Source organism: uncultured Kluyvera sp. (assembly GCF_902485085.1).
GTDB lineage: Bacteria > Pseudomonadota > Gammaproteobacteria > Enterobacterales > Enterobacteriaceae > Kluyvera > Kluyvera ascorbata.
In genome coordinates, this window is record NZ_CABTJS010000094.1 from 1 (window position 1) to 15,272 (window position 15,272).

Annotated in this window: 18 protein-coding genes; 12 read left to right on the forward strand and 6 right to left on the reverse strand. The window is 53.7% G+C overall.

Annotated elements, in window-relative coordinates; genetic code table 11:
- Nucleotides 1-69 precede the first annotated feature (69 nt).
- Genes RDN66_RS11005 through RDN66_RS11025 form a run of 5 tightly spaced genes read left to right on the forward strand, consistent with a single transcriptional unit; the run spans nt 70 to nt 3,033 of the window.
- Nucleotides 70-489, forward strand: coding sequence for an HNH endonuclease signature motif containing protein (locus tag RDN66_RS11005; protein ID WP_308537860.1), 420 nt, complete (start codon nt 70-72; stop codon nt 487-489).
- Nucleotides 486-845 (forward strand): hypothetical protein, encoded by a 360-nt coding sequence (locus RDN66_RS11010; RefSeq protein ID WP_308537847.1) that lies wholly within the window; start codon nt 486-488, stop codon nt 843-845. Before RDN66_RS11005 ends, RDN66_RS11010 begins: the two co-directional genes overlap by 4 nt.
- A complete protein-coding gene (locus RDN66_RS11015) occupies nt 838-1,407 on the forward strand; it encodes a 3'-5' exonuclease (protein WP_308537848.1) in 570 nt (189 codons plus the stop codon). The genes RDN66_RS11010 and RDN66_RS11015 overlap by 8 nt, the downstream gene beginning before the upstream one ends.
- Nucleotides 1,408-1,448: 41 nt before the next feature.
- Nucleotides 1,449-1,685: an excisionase family protein gene (locus RDN66_RS11020; RefSeq protein WP_073971208.1), complete on the forward strand. Its 237-nt coding sequence runs from the start codon at nt 1,449-1,451 to the stop codon at nt 1,683-1,685.
- 55 nt (nt 1,686-1,740) lie between these two features.
- Nucleotides 1,741-3,033 (forward strand): site-specific integrase, encoded by a 1,293-nt coding sequence (locus tag RDN66_RS11025; RefSeq protein ID WP_308537849.1) that lies wholly within the window; start codon nt 1,741-1,743, stop codon nt 3,031-3,033.
- Nucleotides 3,034-3,118: 85 nt separating this feature from the next.
- Here RDN66_RS11025 and tcyJ read toward each other — a convergent pair whose 3' ends face one another.
- The 4 genes from tcyJ to RDN66_RS11045 form a co-directional block, all read right to left on the reverse strand.
- Nucleotides 3,119-3,919, reverse strand: coding sequence for a cystine ABC transporter substrate-binding protein (tcyJ, locus tag RDN66_RS11030; protein ID WP_123652196.1), 801 nt, complete (start codon nt 3,917-3,919; stop codon nt 3,119-3,121).
- Between the two features lie 87 nt (nt 3,920-4,006).
- Nucleotides 4,007-4,558, reverse strand: coding sequence for a flagella biosynthesis regulatory protein FliZ (gene fliZ, locus RDN66_RS11035; RefSeq protein ID WP_202218097.1), 552 nt, complete (start codon nt 4,556-4,558; stop codon nt 4,007-4,009).
- 59 nt (nt 4,559-4,617) lie between these two features.
- Nucleotides 4,618-5,337, reverse strand: a complete 720-nt coding sequence (locus RDN66_RS11040; RefSeq protein WP_035894153.1) for an RNA polymerase sigma factor FliA — start codon at nt 5,335-5,337, stop codon at nt 4,618-4,620.
- 164 nt (nt 5,338-5,501) lie between these two features.
- Nucleotides 5,502-6,833 (reverse strand): FliC/FljB family flagellin, encoded by a 1,332-nt coding sequence (locus RDN66_RS11045; protein WP_202217712.1) that lies wholly within the window; start codon nt 6,831-6,833, stop codon nt 5,502-5,504.
- Between the two features lie 264 nt (nt 6,834-7,097).
- On the opposite strand from RDN66_RS11045, the gene fliD reads away from it, so the two are divergent.
- From fliD to fliT, 3 genes are read left to right on the forward strand one after another with little or no spacing between them, the layout of a single operon-like run.
- Complete coding sequence (fliD, locus tag RDN66_RS11050) at nt 7,098-8,510, forward strand: flagellar filament capping protein FliD (protein ID WP_202217711.1); 1,413 nt, start codon at nt 7,098-7,100, stop codon at nt 8,508-8,510.
- 24 nt (nt 8,511-8,534) lie between these two features.
- Entirely contained in the window at nt 8,535-8,945 is a 411-nt protein-coding gene (gene fliS / locus RDN66_RS11055; protein ID WP_202217710.1) for a flagellar export chaperone FliS, read from the forward strand.
- Nucleotides 8,945-9,319 carry a flagella biosynthesis regulatory protein FliT gene (gene fliT, locus RDN66_RS11060; protein WP_035894127.1) on the forward strand — a complete coding sequence of 125 codons (375 nt, stop codon included), beginning with the start codon at nt 8,945-8,947 and terminating at the stop codon, nt 9,317-9,319. Before fliS ends, fliT begins: the two co-directional genes overlap by 1 nt.
- A gap of 42 nt (nt 9,320-9,361) precedes the next feature.
- Here fliT and yedD read toward each other — a convergent pair whose 3' ends face one another.
- Complete coding sequence (yedD, locus tag RDN66_RS11065) at nt 9,362-9,775, reverse strand: lipoprotein YedD (protein ID WP_202217709.1); 414 nt, start codon at nt 9,773-9,775, stop codon at nt 9,362-9,364.
- Nucleotides 9,776-10,021: 246 nt separating this feature from the next.
- A complete protein-coding gene (fliE, locus tag RDN66_RS11070) occupies nt 10,022-10,333 on the reverse strand; it encodes a flagellar hook-basal body complex protein FliE (protein ID WP_123652190.1) in 312 nt (103 codons plus the stop codon).
- Nucleotides 10,334-10,548: 215 nt separating this feature from the next.
- Between fliE and fliF the strand changes: the two genes are divergently transcribed.
- Genes fliF through fliI form a run of 4 tightly spaced genes read left to right on the forward strand, consistent with a single transcriptional unit; the run spans nt 10,549 to nt 15,271 of the window.
- Nucleotides 10,549-12,222, forward strand: a complete 1,674-nt coding sequence (gene fliF / locus RDN66_RS11075) for a flagellar basal-body MS-ring/collar protein FliF (protein ID WP_202217708.1) — start codon at nt 10,549-10,551, stop codon at nt 12,220-12,222.
- Nucleotides 12,215-13,210 (forward strand): flagellar motor switch protein FliG, encoded by a 996-nt coding sequence (gene fliG / locus RDN66_RS11080; protein ID WP_308537850.1) that lies wholly within the window; start codon nt 12,215-12,217, stop codon nt 13,208-13,210. The genes fliF and fliG overlap by 8 nt, the downstream gene beginning before the upstream one ends.
- Nucleotides 13,203-13,901 (forward strand): flagellar assembly protein FliH, encoded by a 699-nt coding sequence (fliH, locus tag RDN66_RS11085; RefSeq protein WP_035894137.1) that lies wholly within the window; start codon nt 13,203-13,205, stop codon nt 13,899-13,901. Before fliG ends, fliH begins: the two co-directional genes overlap by 8 nt.
- The gene (gene fliI, locus RDN66_RS11090) at nt 13,901-15,271 is read left to right on the forward strand and encodes a flagellar protein export ATPase FliI (protein ID WP_035894154.1); all 1,371 of its coding nucleotides are present in this window, start codon (nt 13,901-13,903) and stop codon (nt 15,269-15,271) included. Before fliH ends, fliI begins: the two co-directional genes overlap by 1 nt.
- Nucleotide 15,272: the final 1 nt, after the last annotated feature.

The following is a 15,272-nucleotide window of genomic DNA, read 5'->3' on the forward strand; positions in this document are numbered from 1 at the left end:
CCGGTATTACACATTCATCCGACTCTCAGGTGCCGCCGCTGGCATCCAGGTTATCGAAGGAGGCGCATGATGGCACTGACGAAGAAACAGCGCGCAGACCTGCGCATGAAGTTCGGCGGCCGCTGCGCCTATTGCGGATGTGAGCTACCAGAGAAGGGGTGGCATGCTGACCATGTTCAGGCGGTGCTGCGCATATCGGAGCAGTGTATGAAAGCTGCTGCGAAAGGCATCTTCAAACTAAAGGCGACGGGGGAATTCTACAGACCAGAGGCTGAAAGGCTGGAGAACATGTTCCCGGCATGCGCGCCCTGCAACCTACTGAAAACGTCCTACTCGCTGGAAATGTTCAGAAAGCAGGTATCTCTTCAGGTTGAGCGTGGGCGCAAGAGCAGCGTGAACTTCCGCACGGCAGAGCGTTTCGGCCTTATCGAGGCAGTAGAAAAGCCAGTCGTGTTCTGGTTCGAAAAATATCAGGAAGGTGCAGCATGACAATCAACTTAATAGACCCAGCTAACCACCCGGCAAACGGGAAATTAACAGATGATCGTCTTGTTCGTGTGCGTAACGAGCTGGAGCGCATGCTCTCGTATCGAAATGGCAGCACTCAGGACTATGTCACCACCGATGCGATAAAAGCGATAGACGAGCTCCTAGAACGCCGTAAAGCAGCGGGGCCGGAACTGAAGCCTGCAAATCTCATCAATAAGTTTTACGAGCGTTACCCGGTAGCATCATTCAAAAGCGATACCGAACGTGCCGCCGCGCTGGGATATTTCATGGCTGGAGCAGAGCTTCAGTGCTTTGGTGAATTTGTTAAATATGAGGATTTATGCAGCGATGAATAACCATTTAATGATCGACCTTGAAACTATGGGCACTAAACCGAATGCCCCTATCGTCGCCATTGGAGCTGTATTTTTCGATCCCCAAAGCGGGGAATTAGGACCAGAATTTTACACCGCGGTGAACCTCGCCAGCGCAATGGAGCAAGGTGCTATACCTGATGGCGACACAGTTATCTGGTGGTTGAAACAAAGCCCGGAAGCACGTTCTGCAATCTGCGTTGATGACGCTTTGCCGGTCGCGGCTGCGCTTTCTGAACTGAGCCACTTTATCAACCGCAATACGGATCCTAAATTTCTCAAGGTTTGGGGCAATGGCGCCACGTTCGACAATATCATTTTGCGTAGCTCCTACGAGCGCGCCGGCCAGACTTGCCCTTGGAAGTTTTTCAATGACAGCGATGTGCGAACCATCGTTCTGATGGGCCGCCAGATGGGATTCGATCCAAAGCGAGAAATGCCTTTTGATGGTGTCGTTCATAACGCATTGGCTGATGCCCAGCACCAGGCCAAGTATGTTTCGGCAATCTGGCAAAAACTCATCCCATCCACCAACGACCATTAAATATCATACCGGGTGCAGCCGGTTTGTATGGAGAAATAATCATGAGCAATGTTATCCAGTTAGCCCCGAACGAGTGGGTATGCGAGAGTGTTCTTATAGCCGTTACCGGGCTTAAACCAGGAACTATTCTCCGAGCCAGAAAAGAATGCTGGCTCGTTGGTCGGGAGTATATCCATGTGTCCCCTGACGGCAGCCCAAAGCCGTCCAGCGAGTGCATGTACAACAGAAAAGCAGTTGATTCATGGGTCGCGTCCCTGAGAAACAAGCAACCAGGGTGATTTAACGCCATGAAAAAGGTAAGCTCACATCGCTCTTGGGCGTCTGGAGGAATCAATGGATAAAGTCACATATCCAACAGGCGTCGAAAACCACGGTGGCACATTACGCATCTGGTTTAACTATAAAGGTAAGCGTGTCAGGGAAAGCCTCGGTGTCCCTGACACCATTAAGAATAGGAAGTTGGCTGGCGAACTGCGCGCCTCCGTCATTTTCTCTATTCGCATGGGTAATTTTGATTATGCTGCGCGGTTCCCTGAATCACCGAATCTGGATCAATTCGGGATCGCCAGTAAAGAAATAACCGTTGCGCAGTTGGTGAAGAAGTGGCTTTCACTGAAGGAAATGGAGATAGCTAGCCGAACCCTAAACAGCTATGAATCCGTAATGGATAATATGCTGAAAATGTTGGGCCCAAATAAATTAGCTTCTTCGATCACCCAGGAAGATATTCTTTTCATTAGAAAAGAGTTGCTAACCGGTTATCAAACACCAGGCGGCGGGAGAAAAACCATCGTTAAGGGTCGTAGTGTTACGACAGTGAACCAATACCTGGCAATAACATCCGGAGTATTCAAGTTCGCTGTTGATAATGGTTATATCGCTCAGAATCCTTTCACTGGCGTTTCTCATCTGAAAAAGTCACGGCAGCCGCCGGATCCTTTAAGCAGAGACGAGTTTATCCGGTTGATTGGCGCTTGCCACCAGCGGCAGCTGAAAAACATCTGGGTGCTGGCTGTGTACACCGGCCTCAGACACGGCGAAATTTGCGCGCTGGCCTGGGAGGATATCGACCTGAAAGAAGGGACGTTGATAGTGCGCAGGAACCGCACCAAGTTGAAAGAGTTCACCCTGCCAAAGACTTTGGCGAGTACTGACAGGGTGGTTCATCTTATTCAGCCGGTTATCGACGTGCTAAAGGATCAGGCCGAACTGACACGGCTTGGAAAGCAGCACCAGATAAAGGTTATGACGAGAGAATACGGGCGTAGCGTCAACCATTCCTGTACTTTCGTCTTCAGTCCACAGGTTGCAGATAAATCACGTCGAGCTGGGGATTGCTACTCGACGAATTCTATCAACAAAACATGGGACGCAGCAATGAAACGGGCGGGGAACCGTCATCGTAAGGCATACCAGTCTCGACACACTTACGCGTGTTGGTCACTGGCCGCTGGTGCGAACCCAAACTTTATTGCAAACCAAATGGGTCATGCAGACGCCCAGATGGTATTTAGGGTATATGGCGCATGGATGCCGGACAGCAACGCCCTGCAGGTGGAGATGCTAAACCGGCAACTTTCTGAATATGTCCCAATGGTGTCCCAAACTAGGGTAGTGGCTGGTTAGCATTATACAATTCAAGTAGTTAAGTCGTTAGCGCGACTTAAATAAAAAAAGGCGCTCTATCAGCGCCTTTTTTAAAGCATGACGATTATTCTGTCACGTCTGCCCCGAACCATTTTTCAGACAGTGCCTTCAGGCTACCGTCTTTGTGCATGGCATCGATGGCACCATCAATCGCTTTCAGTAGGTCTTCGTTGCCTTTACGCAGCGCAACGCCAGATTCCTGACGGGAGAACGCATCGCCCGCAACGGCCAGCGTATTGTTGGTTTTCTTCACCAGATCCAGCGCCGCCAGACGGTCAACCAGAATCGCGTTGATACGGCCTACGCGCAGGTCCTGGTATTTTGTCGGGTCATCATCGTAAGTACGAATATCAACGCCCTGGACGTTTTTACGCAACCACTCTTCGTAGTTGGTCCCCAGACCCACGCCGACTTTTTTACCTTTCAGGTCAGCCGCGGTTTTGATGGTGTCTTCACTGCCCTTTTTCACCAGCGCCTGAATGCCGGAGATGGTGTACGGGGTGGAGAAGTCATATTTCTTCTGACGCTCAGGAGAAATCGTCACCTGGTTAATCACCACGTCGATACGTTTTGAATCGAGCGACGCCAGCATCCCATCCCACTTGGTCGGTTTGAGGTCAGCCTTAACGCCCAGGTGTTCTGCCAGCTCATTGGCAAACTCCACTTCAAAGCCGGTCAACTTACCGTCATCGCCCTGGAAACTGAACGGAGGATAAGTGCCTTCCAGGCCAACGCGCAGCGTGCCGCGTTCTTTCACCTGGTTTAATAAATTCTCAGCAGCGAACGCCTGTACGCTTGCGCCAGCAACCAGCGCAACGGCCATAGCACCCATCAGCGCCTGACGACCCAGAAACTTCAGTTTCATTATACCCCCGAAAAGCATCACTTTTTTTCGTAGTGTAAACCGTTCGTCTTCAATGACAAACACCCATGAGATACATCTTATTCCAATTTAATATATATCAGAGGTTTCACAGTCTGCGAAATTTTGCTCGTTATCACGCGGCAAGTGGCGCTGAAAACGCAGGTATTTCCGCAAGGCAATACGATAATTGTTGGTGCTTGTGTCCGGCAGCCAGGCCTCCAGTTTTTCATCCGCATGACGCTCAAGCAGTATCGATTGCGGCACCTGTTGGTCGACAAAATGGTTGCCAAGACGACGCAGACGCACAACGTACTCACGTACGGTACCCGCGCTCATATCCGTTTGTTCGAGGAGATATTGTTTGAAGCCGATGATATTGAAGAAGGCACTCTGCTCTTTACAGTGCAGATCGCCGCAGAAGCGGCATAGCGCTGACCAGGCGCTACGTTCCTGCTGCCACGCGTTGTCATCCATCAGCGTATCCAGGCGGGAGATAGCGATTTTATTCACGATTACGCCCTGACGCACTAAGGTGATACGGTCGAGCAGTTTGTGACACTGGGCGCAATGCGTTTCGCTGTGTTTAAAGTCTTTGAGATAGCGGCTTAATGGCCGTCTTTTTACCTGCATCATTATGATAACTCCGGGTTCTCATTACATAATGCGGCATTTTTGGCGAAACTTAACGTTACTCCAACCTACGTCTTACCCAGTTTTATGCGCAGACGCTTAATGGCCTGGCTGTGCAGTTGGCTTACGCGCGACTCCCCTACTTCCAATACCGCGCCGATCTCTTTGAGGTTCAGCTCTTCCTGGTAATAGAGGGTTAACACCAACTTCTCGCGCTCTGGCAGAGCCTCGATGGCTTCCATCACGCGATGGCGAAGATCGCCTTCCAGTAGTTGATGCAGTGGGTTTTCGTGTTGATTCTCTTCCGTCACCAGCTCAATGCTGTCGCCATATTCTTCACGCCACTCATCGTAGGAGAAAAGCTGGCTGTTATTGGTGTCCAACAGCACCTGACGGTATTCTTCAATCGCGATCCCAAGTCGCTGCGCGACTTCGGTTTCGGTCGCGTTTCGTCCTAGTTCCTGCTCCAGCTGTCCCAACGTCTGCGCAACTTCACGCGCGTTCCGCCGGACGCTACGCGGTACCCAATCTCGGCTGCGTAATTCGTCCAGCATCGCCCCACGGATGCGTTGCACTGCGTAAGTCGTAAATGCCGTACCTTGCAGAGCGTCATAGCGTTCAACTGCGTTCAATAAGCCGATACCGCCCGCCTGGAGCAGATCGTCCAGTTCCACGCTCGCCGGCAAACGCACCTGAAGGCGCAGCGCTTCGTGTCGCACCAGCGGCACATAGCGTTGCCATAGCGAGTGTTTATCCATTACACCTTCAGCGGTATACATTGAATTCACGATAAACAGCCCTGCATTAATATGAGTTATCGGCACGATTATCCGTTTCTACAGGAATTTTAATCGATGGAACAATGGGGAAAAGTGGGGGTTATTTGCGGAGTAAGTGAAATTTACTTAACAAAAAAACCCCGCCGAGGCGGGGTTTGTCAGATTGAGAGCGATTAGCCCTGCAGCAGAGACAGAACCTGCTGTGGAACCTGGTTCGCTTTGGACAGCACGGAGTTACCAGCCTGCTGGATGATCTGCGCTTTAGACATGTTGGACACTTCGGTCGCATAGTCGGCGTCCTGAATACGGGACTGCGCTTCAGACAGGTTGGTGGTGGTGTTGTTCAGGTTGGTTACAGCAGAGCTCAGACGGTTCTGTACCGCGCCCAGAGAAGAACGGAATTTATCGACGGATGCGATAGCTTTGTCCAGCAGAGCCAGCGGGTTGTTAGAAGACGCGCCATCAAACTCCTTAGTAGCTACAGTAGTAGTACCATCTGCACTGGAACTGAGTTTAATTACCGCCGGGTTAGTACCAGTCCCATCTACAGTAATTTTAGTGGCGGCAGCAAGACCGCTGTTAGCGAGAGAGCCCGCTACAGAGAAGTTTTTGCCTTGAACAGTTACATAGCCAACTGCAGCACCGCTCGAATCCGAGCCAACTTTAATTAACTGGCCAGATTGGGTTGCTGAAGTTACACCATTAGCAACATCAGAATAAGTTACGTCTGCGGTGTTCAGAGAAACAGTTCCGTCAGCCGCAATAGACGCTGCATAAGAATCACTGCCACTTTGTACAACGTAATTACCTGATGCTGAACCATCAGCATTTTTTACGTTGTGCAGGCTGAGGCCAGAAGTATCAGTGATGTTCAGCGCAGTAGCTACACTCGCAGCATATTTGATAGCAACAGGCGGACTACCTGCTGTTGCTGAAGGAATCTGCGTGATAGAGTCGCCAACACTTACGCTGCCGCCGGCAACAGAGAAGCCTTTAAGACCCAGAGTAGAAGAGTCAATCTTCTGCAGGTCGATGCTGATGGTCTGACCATCGTTCGCGCCAACCTGAATCTCCATAGAACCGTTTTTAGCCAGTACGTTCACGCCGTTGAACTGAGTCTGACCGGATACGCGGTCAATTTCAGACAGGCGGGATTTAATTTCGTCCTGGATAGAAGACAGGTCAGAATCGGAGTTAGTACCGGTCGTTGCCTGAACGGTCAGTTCACGTACACGCTGTAAGTTGTTGTTGATTTCAGACAGTGCACCTTCAGTGGTCTGCGCCAGAGAGATACCGTCGTTAGCGTTACGTGCCGCCTGAGTCAGGCCTTTAATGTTGGAGGTGAAACGGTTAGCAATCGCCTGACCCGCTGCGTCATCCTTCGCGCTGTTGATACGCAAGCCAGAAGACAGACGCTCGATAGAACTGGACAGAGCAGACTGGTTCTTGTTGATGTTGTTCTGAGTGATCAGCGAGAGGCTGTTGGTATTAATGACTTGTGCCATGATTCGTTATCCTATATTTCAAGTCGTTGATTACGTTATGGGTTTTCACCCGTCGGCTCAATCGCCGTCAAACTTGTTATCGTCTGCTGTAAAACAACCTTTAGAATTTTTTTCACCAATCCCGCATTTTTTTAGCCGCCGAAATACTCTTTTCTCTTGCGCTTATTCTCGCCATTAAAAAAAAACAATTAAGCGTAAACTTTGACGCATTCAGGCCGATAACCCAGACATTCATTATACGTGTCGACACATTAAGGAATAAAAATGGCAAGCATTTCTTCATTGGGAATCGGATCGGGCCTGAAGCTGAGCGACATTCTGGATAGCCTTACCGCGGCTGAAAAAGCCACGTTAACACCTATTACAAAACAGCAGACCTCTTACACCGCTAAACTCAGCGCCTATGGCACGCTGAAAAGCTCCTTAGAGGCCTTCCAGACCGCTAACACAGCGCTTTCTAAAGCCGATCTTTTTACGGCGACCACAACGGCCAGCTCTACTACCGCCTTCAGCGCAACCACTACCGGTAACGCGATTGCGGGTAAATACACCATCAACGTCACACAGCTGGCACAGGCGCAAACGCTGACCACCAAAGCAACGCAGGCTGATAACAAAACGGCCATTGCCACCAGTGACAGCGTTCTGACTATTCAACAGGGTGGAGGTAAAGAGCCGGTAACCATTAACATCAGCGCAGCAAACTCCTCATTAACCGGAATGCGCGACGCTATCAACAATGCCAAAGCGGGCGTCAGCGCCAGTATCATTAACGTCGGCGGAGCCTATCGCCTGTCGATTACCTCAAATGACTCCGGCCTGGATAACGCCATGACGCTGAGCGTCAGCGGCGACAGCGCACTGCAAAACTTTATGGGTTACAACGGCACCAAAGGCGATACCAGCAATGGTATGACCGAGAGTGTGACGGCGCAGAATGCCGAGCTCACAGTAAACAACGTTGCCATTGTAAACAGCAGCAATACCATTAGTGATGCGCTTGAAGACATTACACTGAACCTCAATGACGTGACCAGCGGCAACCAAACGCTGACCATCACTCAGGATACGACAAAAGCGCAAGCTGCGGTTAAAGCATGGGTAACAGCCTACAACGCCCTGCAGGATACCTTCAGCTCCCTGACCAAATACACGGCGGTTGATGTAGGCTCCGATAGTCAGGATACCAGCAACGGTGCATTGATTGGTGACACCACGCTACGCACCATTCAGACCCAGTTGAAGAGCGCACTGAGCAATACGCTGAGCTCCTCGGCTTATAAAACTCTGGCACAGATTGGCGTCACTTCTGACCCAAGCACCGGCCAGTTGAACGTTGATGATGACAAACTCAGCGCTGCGTTGAAAAAAGATTCATCCGGAGTCGGCGCTCTGATTGTGGGTGACGGTAAAAAAACCGGCATTACCACCACTATCGGTAACAACCTGACCAGCTGGCTTTCCAGCACCGGGATTATTCAGGCTGCCAAAGATGGGGTCAGCAAAACGCTGAACAAATTGACCAAAGACTATAACGCCGCCAGCGATCTGATTGATGTAAAGGTCGCCCGTTATAAAGACCAGTTTACCCAGTTGGACGTTCTGATGACCTCGTTAAATAACACCAGTAGCTATTTAACGCAGCAGTTTGAATCAACATCCAGCAGTTCCAAGTAATTATTCTTAACCGGGAGAAACATCATGTACGGGGCCCAAGCAACAAAAGCCTACGCACAGATTGACGTAGAAAGCGCAGTGATGAGCGCCAGTCAGCAGCAGCTAGTCAGCATGCTGTTTGACGGCGCGCTGAGCGCGCTTATCCGCGCCCGCCTGTTTATGCAGGACGGCAATCTGCAGGGAAAAGGGCTTTCCCTGTCGAAGGCAATTAATATCATCGAAAACGGCCTGAAAATGGGGCTGGATGAAAAGAGTCATGATGAACTGACGCAGAATCTGTTAGCGCTCTACGCCTATATGGTAAGACGACTTTTACAGGCTAATCTGCACAATGACGCTGGCGCCGTTGAGGAGGTTGAACACCTCATGCGCAATATCGCCGATGCCTGGAAGGAATCTCTCCTTACGCCTAATTTGATTCAGGACGCCGTCTAATGAGCCATGCACCGCATCTTTATCTCTCGTACCAACAGCTGGTTGAAAAAAGCAACAGGATGCTGCGACTTGCCACGGAAGGATTGTGGGACGAACTGATTGCCAGTGAAATGGAATACGTTAATGCGGTGCAAAAGATTGCTCAGTTAACCCAGCTAAGTGAACCGTCCGACCCGGTTCAGGAGCAGCTTCGTCCCCTGCTGCGCAAGGTACTGGATAATGAAAACACCGTAAAACGTCTGCTACAAGCGCGCATGGATGAGCTGGCAAAACTGGTGGGGCAATCGTCGATACAAAAGTCGGTGATGTCGACCTACGGTAAACAGGGTGGCCACGTGCTGGTTCCCCAGGATAATGCCGACCTTAATCATTAGTGATATTCACTCCGACACGCGGCGTGCCGGAGTGAATGTTTTTTATGGCAGTACCGACGGCAGCGGCGTTTTCGCCAGCGCAGCCGCGCATTCCACCGTTGGGCGTTCGACGCGTTGCAGCGTCATGCCGTCATACTTCAGCGTGTTACCGTCACGTTCAACCGCGTACACGTCCAGCTTATTCGTCACGTTATAAACGTCTTTATCTTTCAGCATCAGTTTCCCCGGAAGCGCAATCACGCGCTGCCACTGACGGCAGTCCATCGTATCGCCATCACGAGTCACAATCAGGCTGCCTATCGCCTCCGGGCTCACCAGCGCACGCTGCGGCCCAACCGACTGCCAGTATCCAACCAACCCCGCCGGAGCCGGTGCTTTTACAACGGTGGAGTAATCGGTAATTTGCGCACAACCCGCCAGCGTTAACAGCGCCGCCACAATGGCTAATTTTTTCATTATTCGTCCTGTTCCGGGAGAAAAAAACAGAAACATTATAGCGTTAAACCGATGACCGTTTCACGGTAATTGACTATTGCGGTAGGCGTGCCGCGATAAAAAACGCGGACGTTGGAGCGAGGAAGAGAAAATAGAAGGAAAAACACAAATCAGTTGTAGGCCGGATAAGCAAAGCGCCATCCGGCATCGCCCGAACAAATTGCCGGATGGCGGCGTGAACGCCTTATCCGGCCTACGGACTGAGTATTAAACTTGCATGCCCATCACTTCCTGATACGCACTCACCAGCTTATTGCGCACCTGAATCCCCATCTGCAGCGACACCGACGCTTTTTGCAGATCGGTCATAACATCGTTTAGCGCAATGCCCGGCTCACCCAGCGAAAACTTCTCCGCCTGCGCTTTCGCGCTGTTCTGCGTATCGCTCACGCGATCCAACGCGGCGTGAAGCTGCCCGGCAAAGCTGATGCTTGGTTGCGTATCCACGCTCTGATTGCGTGCCATTGCCGCCGTTGCTTGCAGCTGTGACAGAACACCCTCAATACCCTGAATCGCCATATGAACTCCCGGATTGTATTTAACCTGGGAACAAGCTTACCAGTTTGTCAATAAGATAAAGGCGCTAAATAGCACCATAAAAATGGGTTATTTGGCCCATCAAAAATCCTAAAGAAACAAATAATGGCATAGCTATCTTTATGAGTTCTGACCTGGGAGTCTGCTTTGTTTTCGTTAACGTTTAACGCCATTGATCAGGATCGACGAGGTGCGCAATGAGCGCGAGTGCTACGGCTACACCACAAAATAAAACCTTAGAGTGGGTCAACCGCCTGCGCGCGAATCCTAAAATCCCACTGATGGTCGCCAGCGCGGCCGCAGTGGCCGTTCTTGTGGCAATGGTACTGTGGGCAAAATCCCCGGACTACCGCACCCTGTTCAGCAACCTGTCTGACCAGGACGGCGGTGCTATCGTCACGCAGTTAACCCAGATGAACGTCCCTTACCGCTTTGCCGATAACGGCGGCGCGCTGGAAGTTCCTGCGGATAAAGTTCACGAGCTGCGTCTGCGCCTGGCTCAGCTTGGCCTGCCGAAAGGTGGCTCAGTTGGCTTTGAGTTGCTCGACCAGGAAAAATTTGGCATCAGCCAGTTCAGCGAGCAGGTGAACTACCAGCGCGCGCTGGAAGGAGAGCTAGCCCGCACTATTGAAACCCTCGGCCCGGTCAAAAGCGCGCGCGTCCATTTAGCGATGCCGAAACCATCGCTGTTTGTCCGTGAACAAAAATCCCCTTCCGCTTCGATAACCGTCAATCTGGAACCCGGCCGTGCGCTCGATGAAGGGCAGATATCCGCCGTTGTGCATCTGGTCTCCAGCGCCGTCGCCGGTTTACCGCCGGGCAACGTCACGCTTGTCGACCAGGGCGGGCACCTGCTGACGCAGTCGAATACCAGCGCCCGCGACCTGAACGACGCGCAGCTGAAGTATGCCGCCGACGTTGAAGGCCGCGTTCAGCGCCGTATCGAAGCCATACTCGGGCCGATTGTCGGCAACGGTAACGTCCACGCGCAGGTCACCGCGCAAATCAACTTTGATAACAAAGAGCAAACCGACGAGCAGTATCGCCCGAACGGCGATGCCAGCCAGGCCGCGGTGCGTTCACGTCAGGTGAGCGAGAGCGATCAGGTAGGCAGCCCTTATCCGGGCGGCGTTCCGGGCGCGCTGTCAAACACCCCTGCCCCTGCGCCATCGGCACCTATCAGTACGCCACCAGCAAACCAGGCCAATGGTCAGACCGCCGCGAACCGCAATACCACCACCACGACCGGTCCGCGCAATACGCAGCGTAATGAAACCAGCAACTACGAGCTCGACCGCACCATCATGCACACCAGGAAAAACGTTGGCGATGTGCAACGTCTGTCGGTGGCCGTGGTGGTCAACTACCGTAATCTGCCGGACGGCAAACCGCTGCCGCTTACGAACGATCAGATGAAGCAGATTGAAGACTTGACCCGCGAAGCGATGGGCTTCTCCACCACCCGTGGCGATACCCTGAACGTGGTCAATTCACCGTTTAACGATACCGATGAAAGCGGTGGTGAACTGCCATTCTGGAAGCAGCAGTCGTTTATCGATCAGCTGATGACCGCCGGTCGTTGGTTACTGGTGCTGATTGTCGCCTGGCTCCTATGGCGTAAAGCGATTAAGCCGCAGCTCCAACGCCGTGAAGCCATCGCGCTGGCGTCCGCCGAGCAGGTGAAAGTTCAGCAGGAAGCGCAGGACGCTGTTGAGGTTCGCCTCAGCAAAGATGAACAAACGCAGCAGCGCCGTGCTAACCAGCGCCTGAGCGCTGAAGTGATGAGCCAGCGTATTCGCGAAATGTCTGATAACGATCCGCGCGTGGTAGCGCTGGTCATTCGCCAATGGATGAATAACGACCATGAGTAACCTGACTGGAATCGATAAAAGCGTCATTTTGCTGATGACGATTGGCGAAGACCGCGCGGCTGAGGTGTTCAAACATCTCAGCACCCGCGAAGTGCAGCAGCTCAGTACCGCCATGGCGGGCGTAAAGCAGATCTCTAATAAACAGCTGACCGACGTGCTGGCGGAGTTCGAGCAAGAAGCCGAGCAGTTTGCGGCGCTCAGCGTCAACGCCAACGACTACCTGCGCACGGTGCTGGTCAAAGCGCTGGGCGAAGAGCGTGCCGCCAGCCTGCTGGAAGATATTCTCGAAACCCGCGAAACCACCAGCGGCCTCGAAACGCTCAACTTTATGGAGCCACAGAGCGCTGCCGATGTTATTCGCGAGGAGCACCCGCAGATTATCGCGACCATCCTGGTGCACCTCAAACGCGGTCAGGCGGCCGATATTCTGGCGCTGTTCGACGAACGTCTGCGTCACGACGTGATGCTGCGTATTGCGACCTTCGGCGGCGTACAGCCGGCGGCGCTGGCGGAACTGACCGAGGTGCTGAACAACCTGCTCGACGGCCAGAACCTCAAGCGCAGCAAAATGGGCGGCGTGAGAACGGCGGCCGAAATTATCAACCTGATGAAAACGCAGCAGGAAGAAGCGGTTATTACCGCAGTGCGCGAATTCGACGGCGATCTGGCGCAGAAAATCATCGACGAGATGTTCCTGTTCGAAAACCTGGTCGACGTGGACGATCGCAGCATCCAGCGCCTGCTGCAGGAAGTGGACTCCGAATCGCTGCTCATTGCCCTCAAAGGCTCCGAGCCGCCGTTGCGCGAGAAGTTCCTGCGCAATATGTCCCAGCGTGCGGCCGACATTCTGCGCGACGACCTGGCCAACCGTGGCCCGGTTCGTCTGTCTCAGGTCGAGAACGAACAGAAAGCCATCCTGCTTATTGTGCGTCGTCTGGCCGAAACCGGCGAGATGGTGATTGGCAGCGGAGACGACACCTATGTCTGATACCACGCCGTGGAAAGTCTGGCAGCCTGACGATCTCTCTCCGCCAATGGAAATGGAGTTTACCCCACTTTCCGTTGACGAAATGGACGAGGAGCAAGAAGAGATCTCCGCCGAACAGCTGCAACAGCAACAGCTGGCTCAGCTACAGATTCAGGCTCATGAACAGGGCTACCAGGCCGGTCTGCGTGAAGGCCACGCCGCCGGTCAACAGCAGGGTTATCAGGAAGGTCTGGCGCAAGGGCTCGAACAGGGTCTGGCGCAGGCCAAACAGGAACAGGCGCCAATTCACGCCCGTATGCAGCAGCTGGCGAGCGAATTTCAGCATACGCTGGATACCCTCGATAGCGTCATTGCTTCACGTCTGATGCAGATGGCGCTGGAAGCGGCGCGGCAGATTGTCGGGCAGGTGCCGGTGGTGGATAACACCGCGCTGATTAAGCAGATTCAATCCCTGCTTCAGCAGGAGCCGCTGTTCACCGGCAAGCCGCAGCTGCGCGTCAGCCCGGAAGATTTACCACGCGTCGAAGAGATGCTCGGCGCAACGCTGAACCTGCACGGCTGGCGGCTGCGAGGCGACCCAACGCTGCATCCCGGCGGCTGCAAAGTCTCCGCCGATGAAGGCGATCTGGATGCCAGCGTCGCCACGCGCTGGCAGGAACTGTGCCGCCTGGCGGCACCGGGAGCCTGCTGATGACCGTGCGTCTGACCCGCTGGCTCAACACGCTCGACAATTTCGAGGCGCGCATCGCGCAGCTTCCTGCTGTGCGCCGCTACGGACGTCTCACCCGCGCAACTGGCCTCGTGCTGGAAGCCACCGGGCTACAGCTTCCGCTCGGCGCGACCTGCATTATCGAACGCCAACAGGGCGCGGAGATGCAGGAAGTAGAAGCCGAGGTTGTCGGCTTTAACGGTCACCGCCTGTTTTTGATGCCGCTCGAAGAAGTTGAAGGCATCCTGCCCGGCGCGCGCGTCTATGCGCGTAACACCGCCGGTGACGGCCTACAAAGCGGCAAACAGCTGCCGCTTGGCCCGGCGCTGCTGGGCCGCGTACTGGATGGCAGCGGCAAACCGCTTGACGGATTGCCCGCCCCGGATACTACCGAAACCGGCGCGCTTATCACCGCGCCGTTTAACCCCTTACAGCGCACGCCGATTGAACACGTGCTGGATACCGGGGTACGCCCAATCAACGCCCTGCTCACCGTCGGACGCGGCCAGCGTATGGGACTGTTTGCCGGTTCCGGCGTCGGTAAGAGCGTGCTGCTCGGCATGATGGCGCGCTATACCCGCGCCGACGTCATCGTCGTCGGGCTTATCGGTGAACGTGGGCGTGAAGTTAAAGACTTTATCGAGAACATTCTCGGCACCGAAGGCCGCGCGCGTTCGGTGGTGATTGCGGCGCCAGCCGACGTCTCCCCCCTGCTGCGTATGCAGGGCGCCGCCTATGCGACCCGCGTGGCGGAAGATTTCCGCGACCGCGGTCAGCACGTACTGCTGATCATGGACTCCCTGACCCGCTACGCCATGGCGCAGCGTGAAATCGCGCTAGCCATCGGTGAACCACCGGCCACCAAAGGCTACCCGCCTTCGGTCTTCGCCAAGCTGCCAGCGCTGGTTGAACGTGCCGGTAACGGCATCACCGGCGGCGGCTCGATCACCGCGTTTTATACCGTTTTGACCGAAGGTGATGACCAGCAGGACCCGATAGCCGACTCCGCGCGCGCCATCCTTGATGGTCACATCGTGCTGTCCCGTCGGCTGGCGGAAGCCGGGCACTATCCGGCCATTGATATCGAGGCCTCGATCAGCCGTGCGATGACCGCGCTCATCAGCGAAGAGCATTACGCCCGGGTGCGCAACTTTAAGCAGCTGCTCTCGAGCTTCCAGCGTAACCGCGACCTGATTAGCGTCGGCGCATACGCCAAGGGCAGCGACCCGATGCTGGATAAAGCCATCACACTTTGGCCGCATCTGGAAGCATTTTTACAGCAAGGCATTCTTGAAAAAGCAGACTGGGAATCATCCATCCAGGCCCTGGAAATGATTTTCCCATCGTCATAGT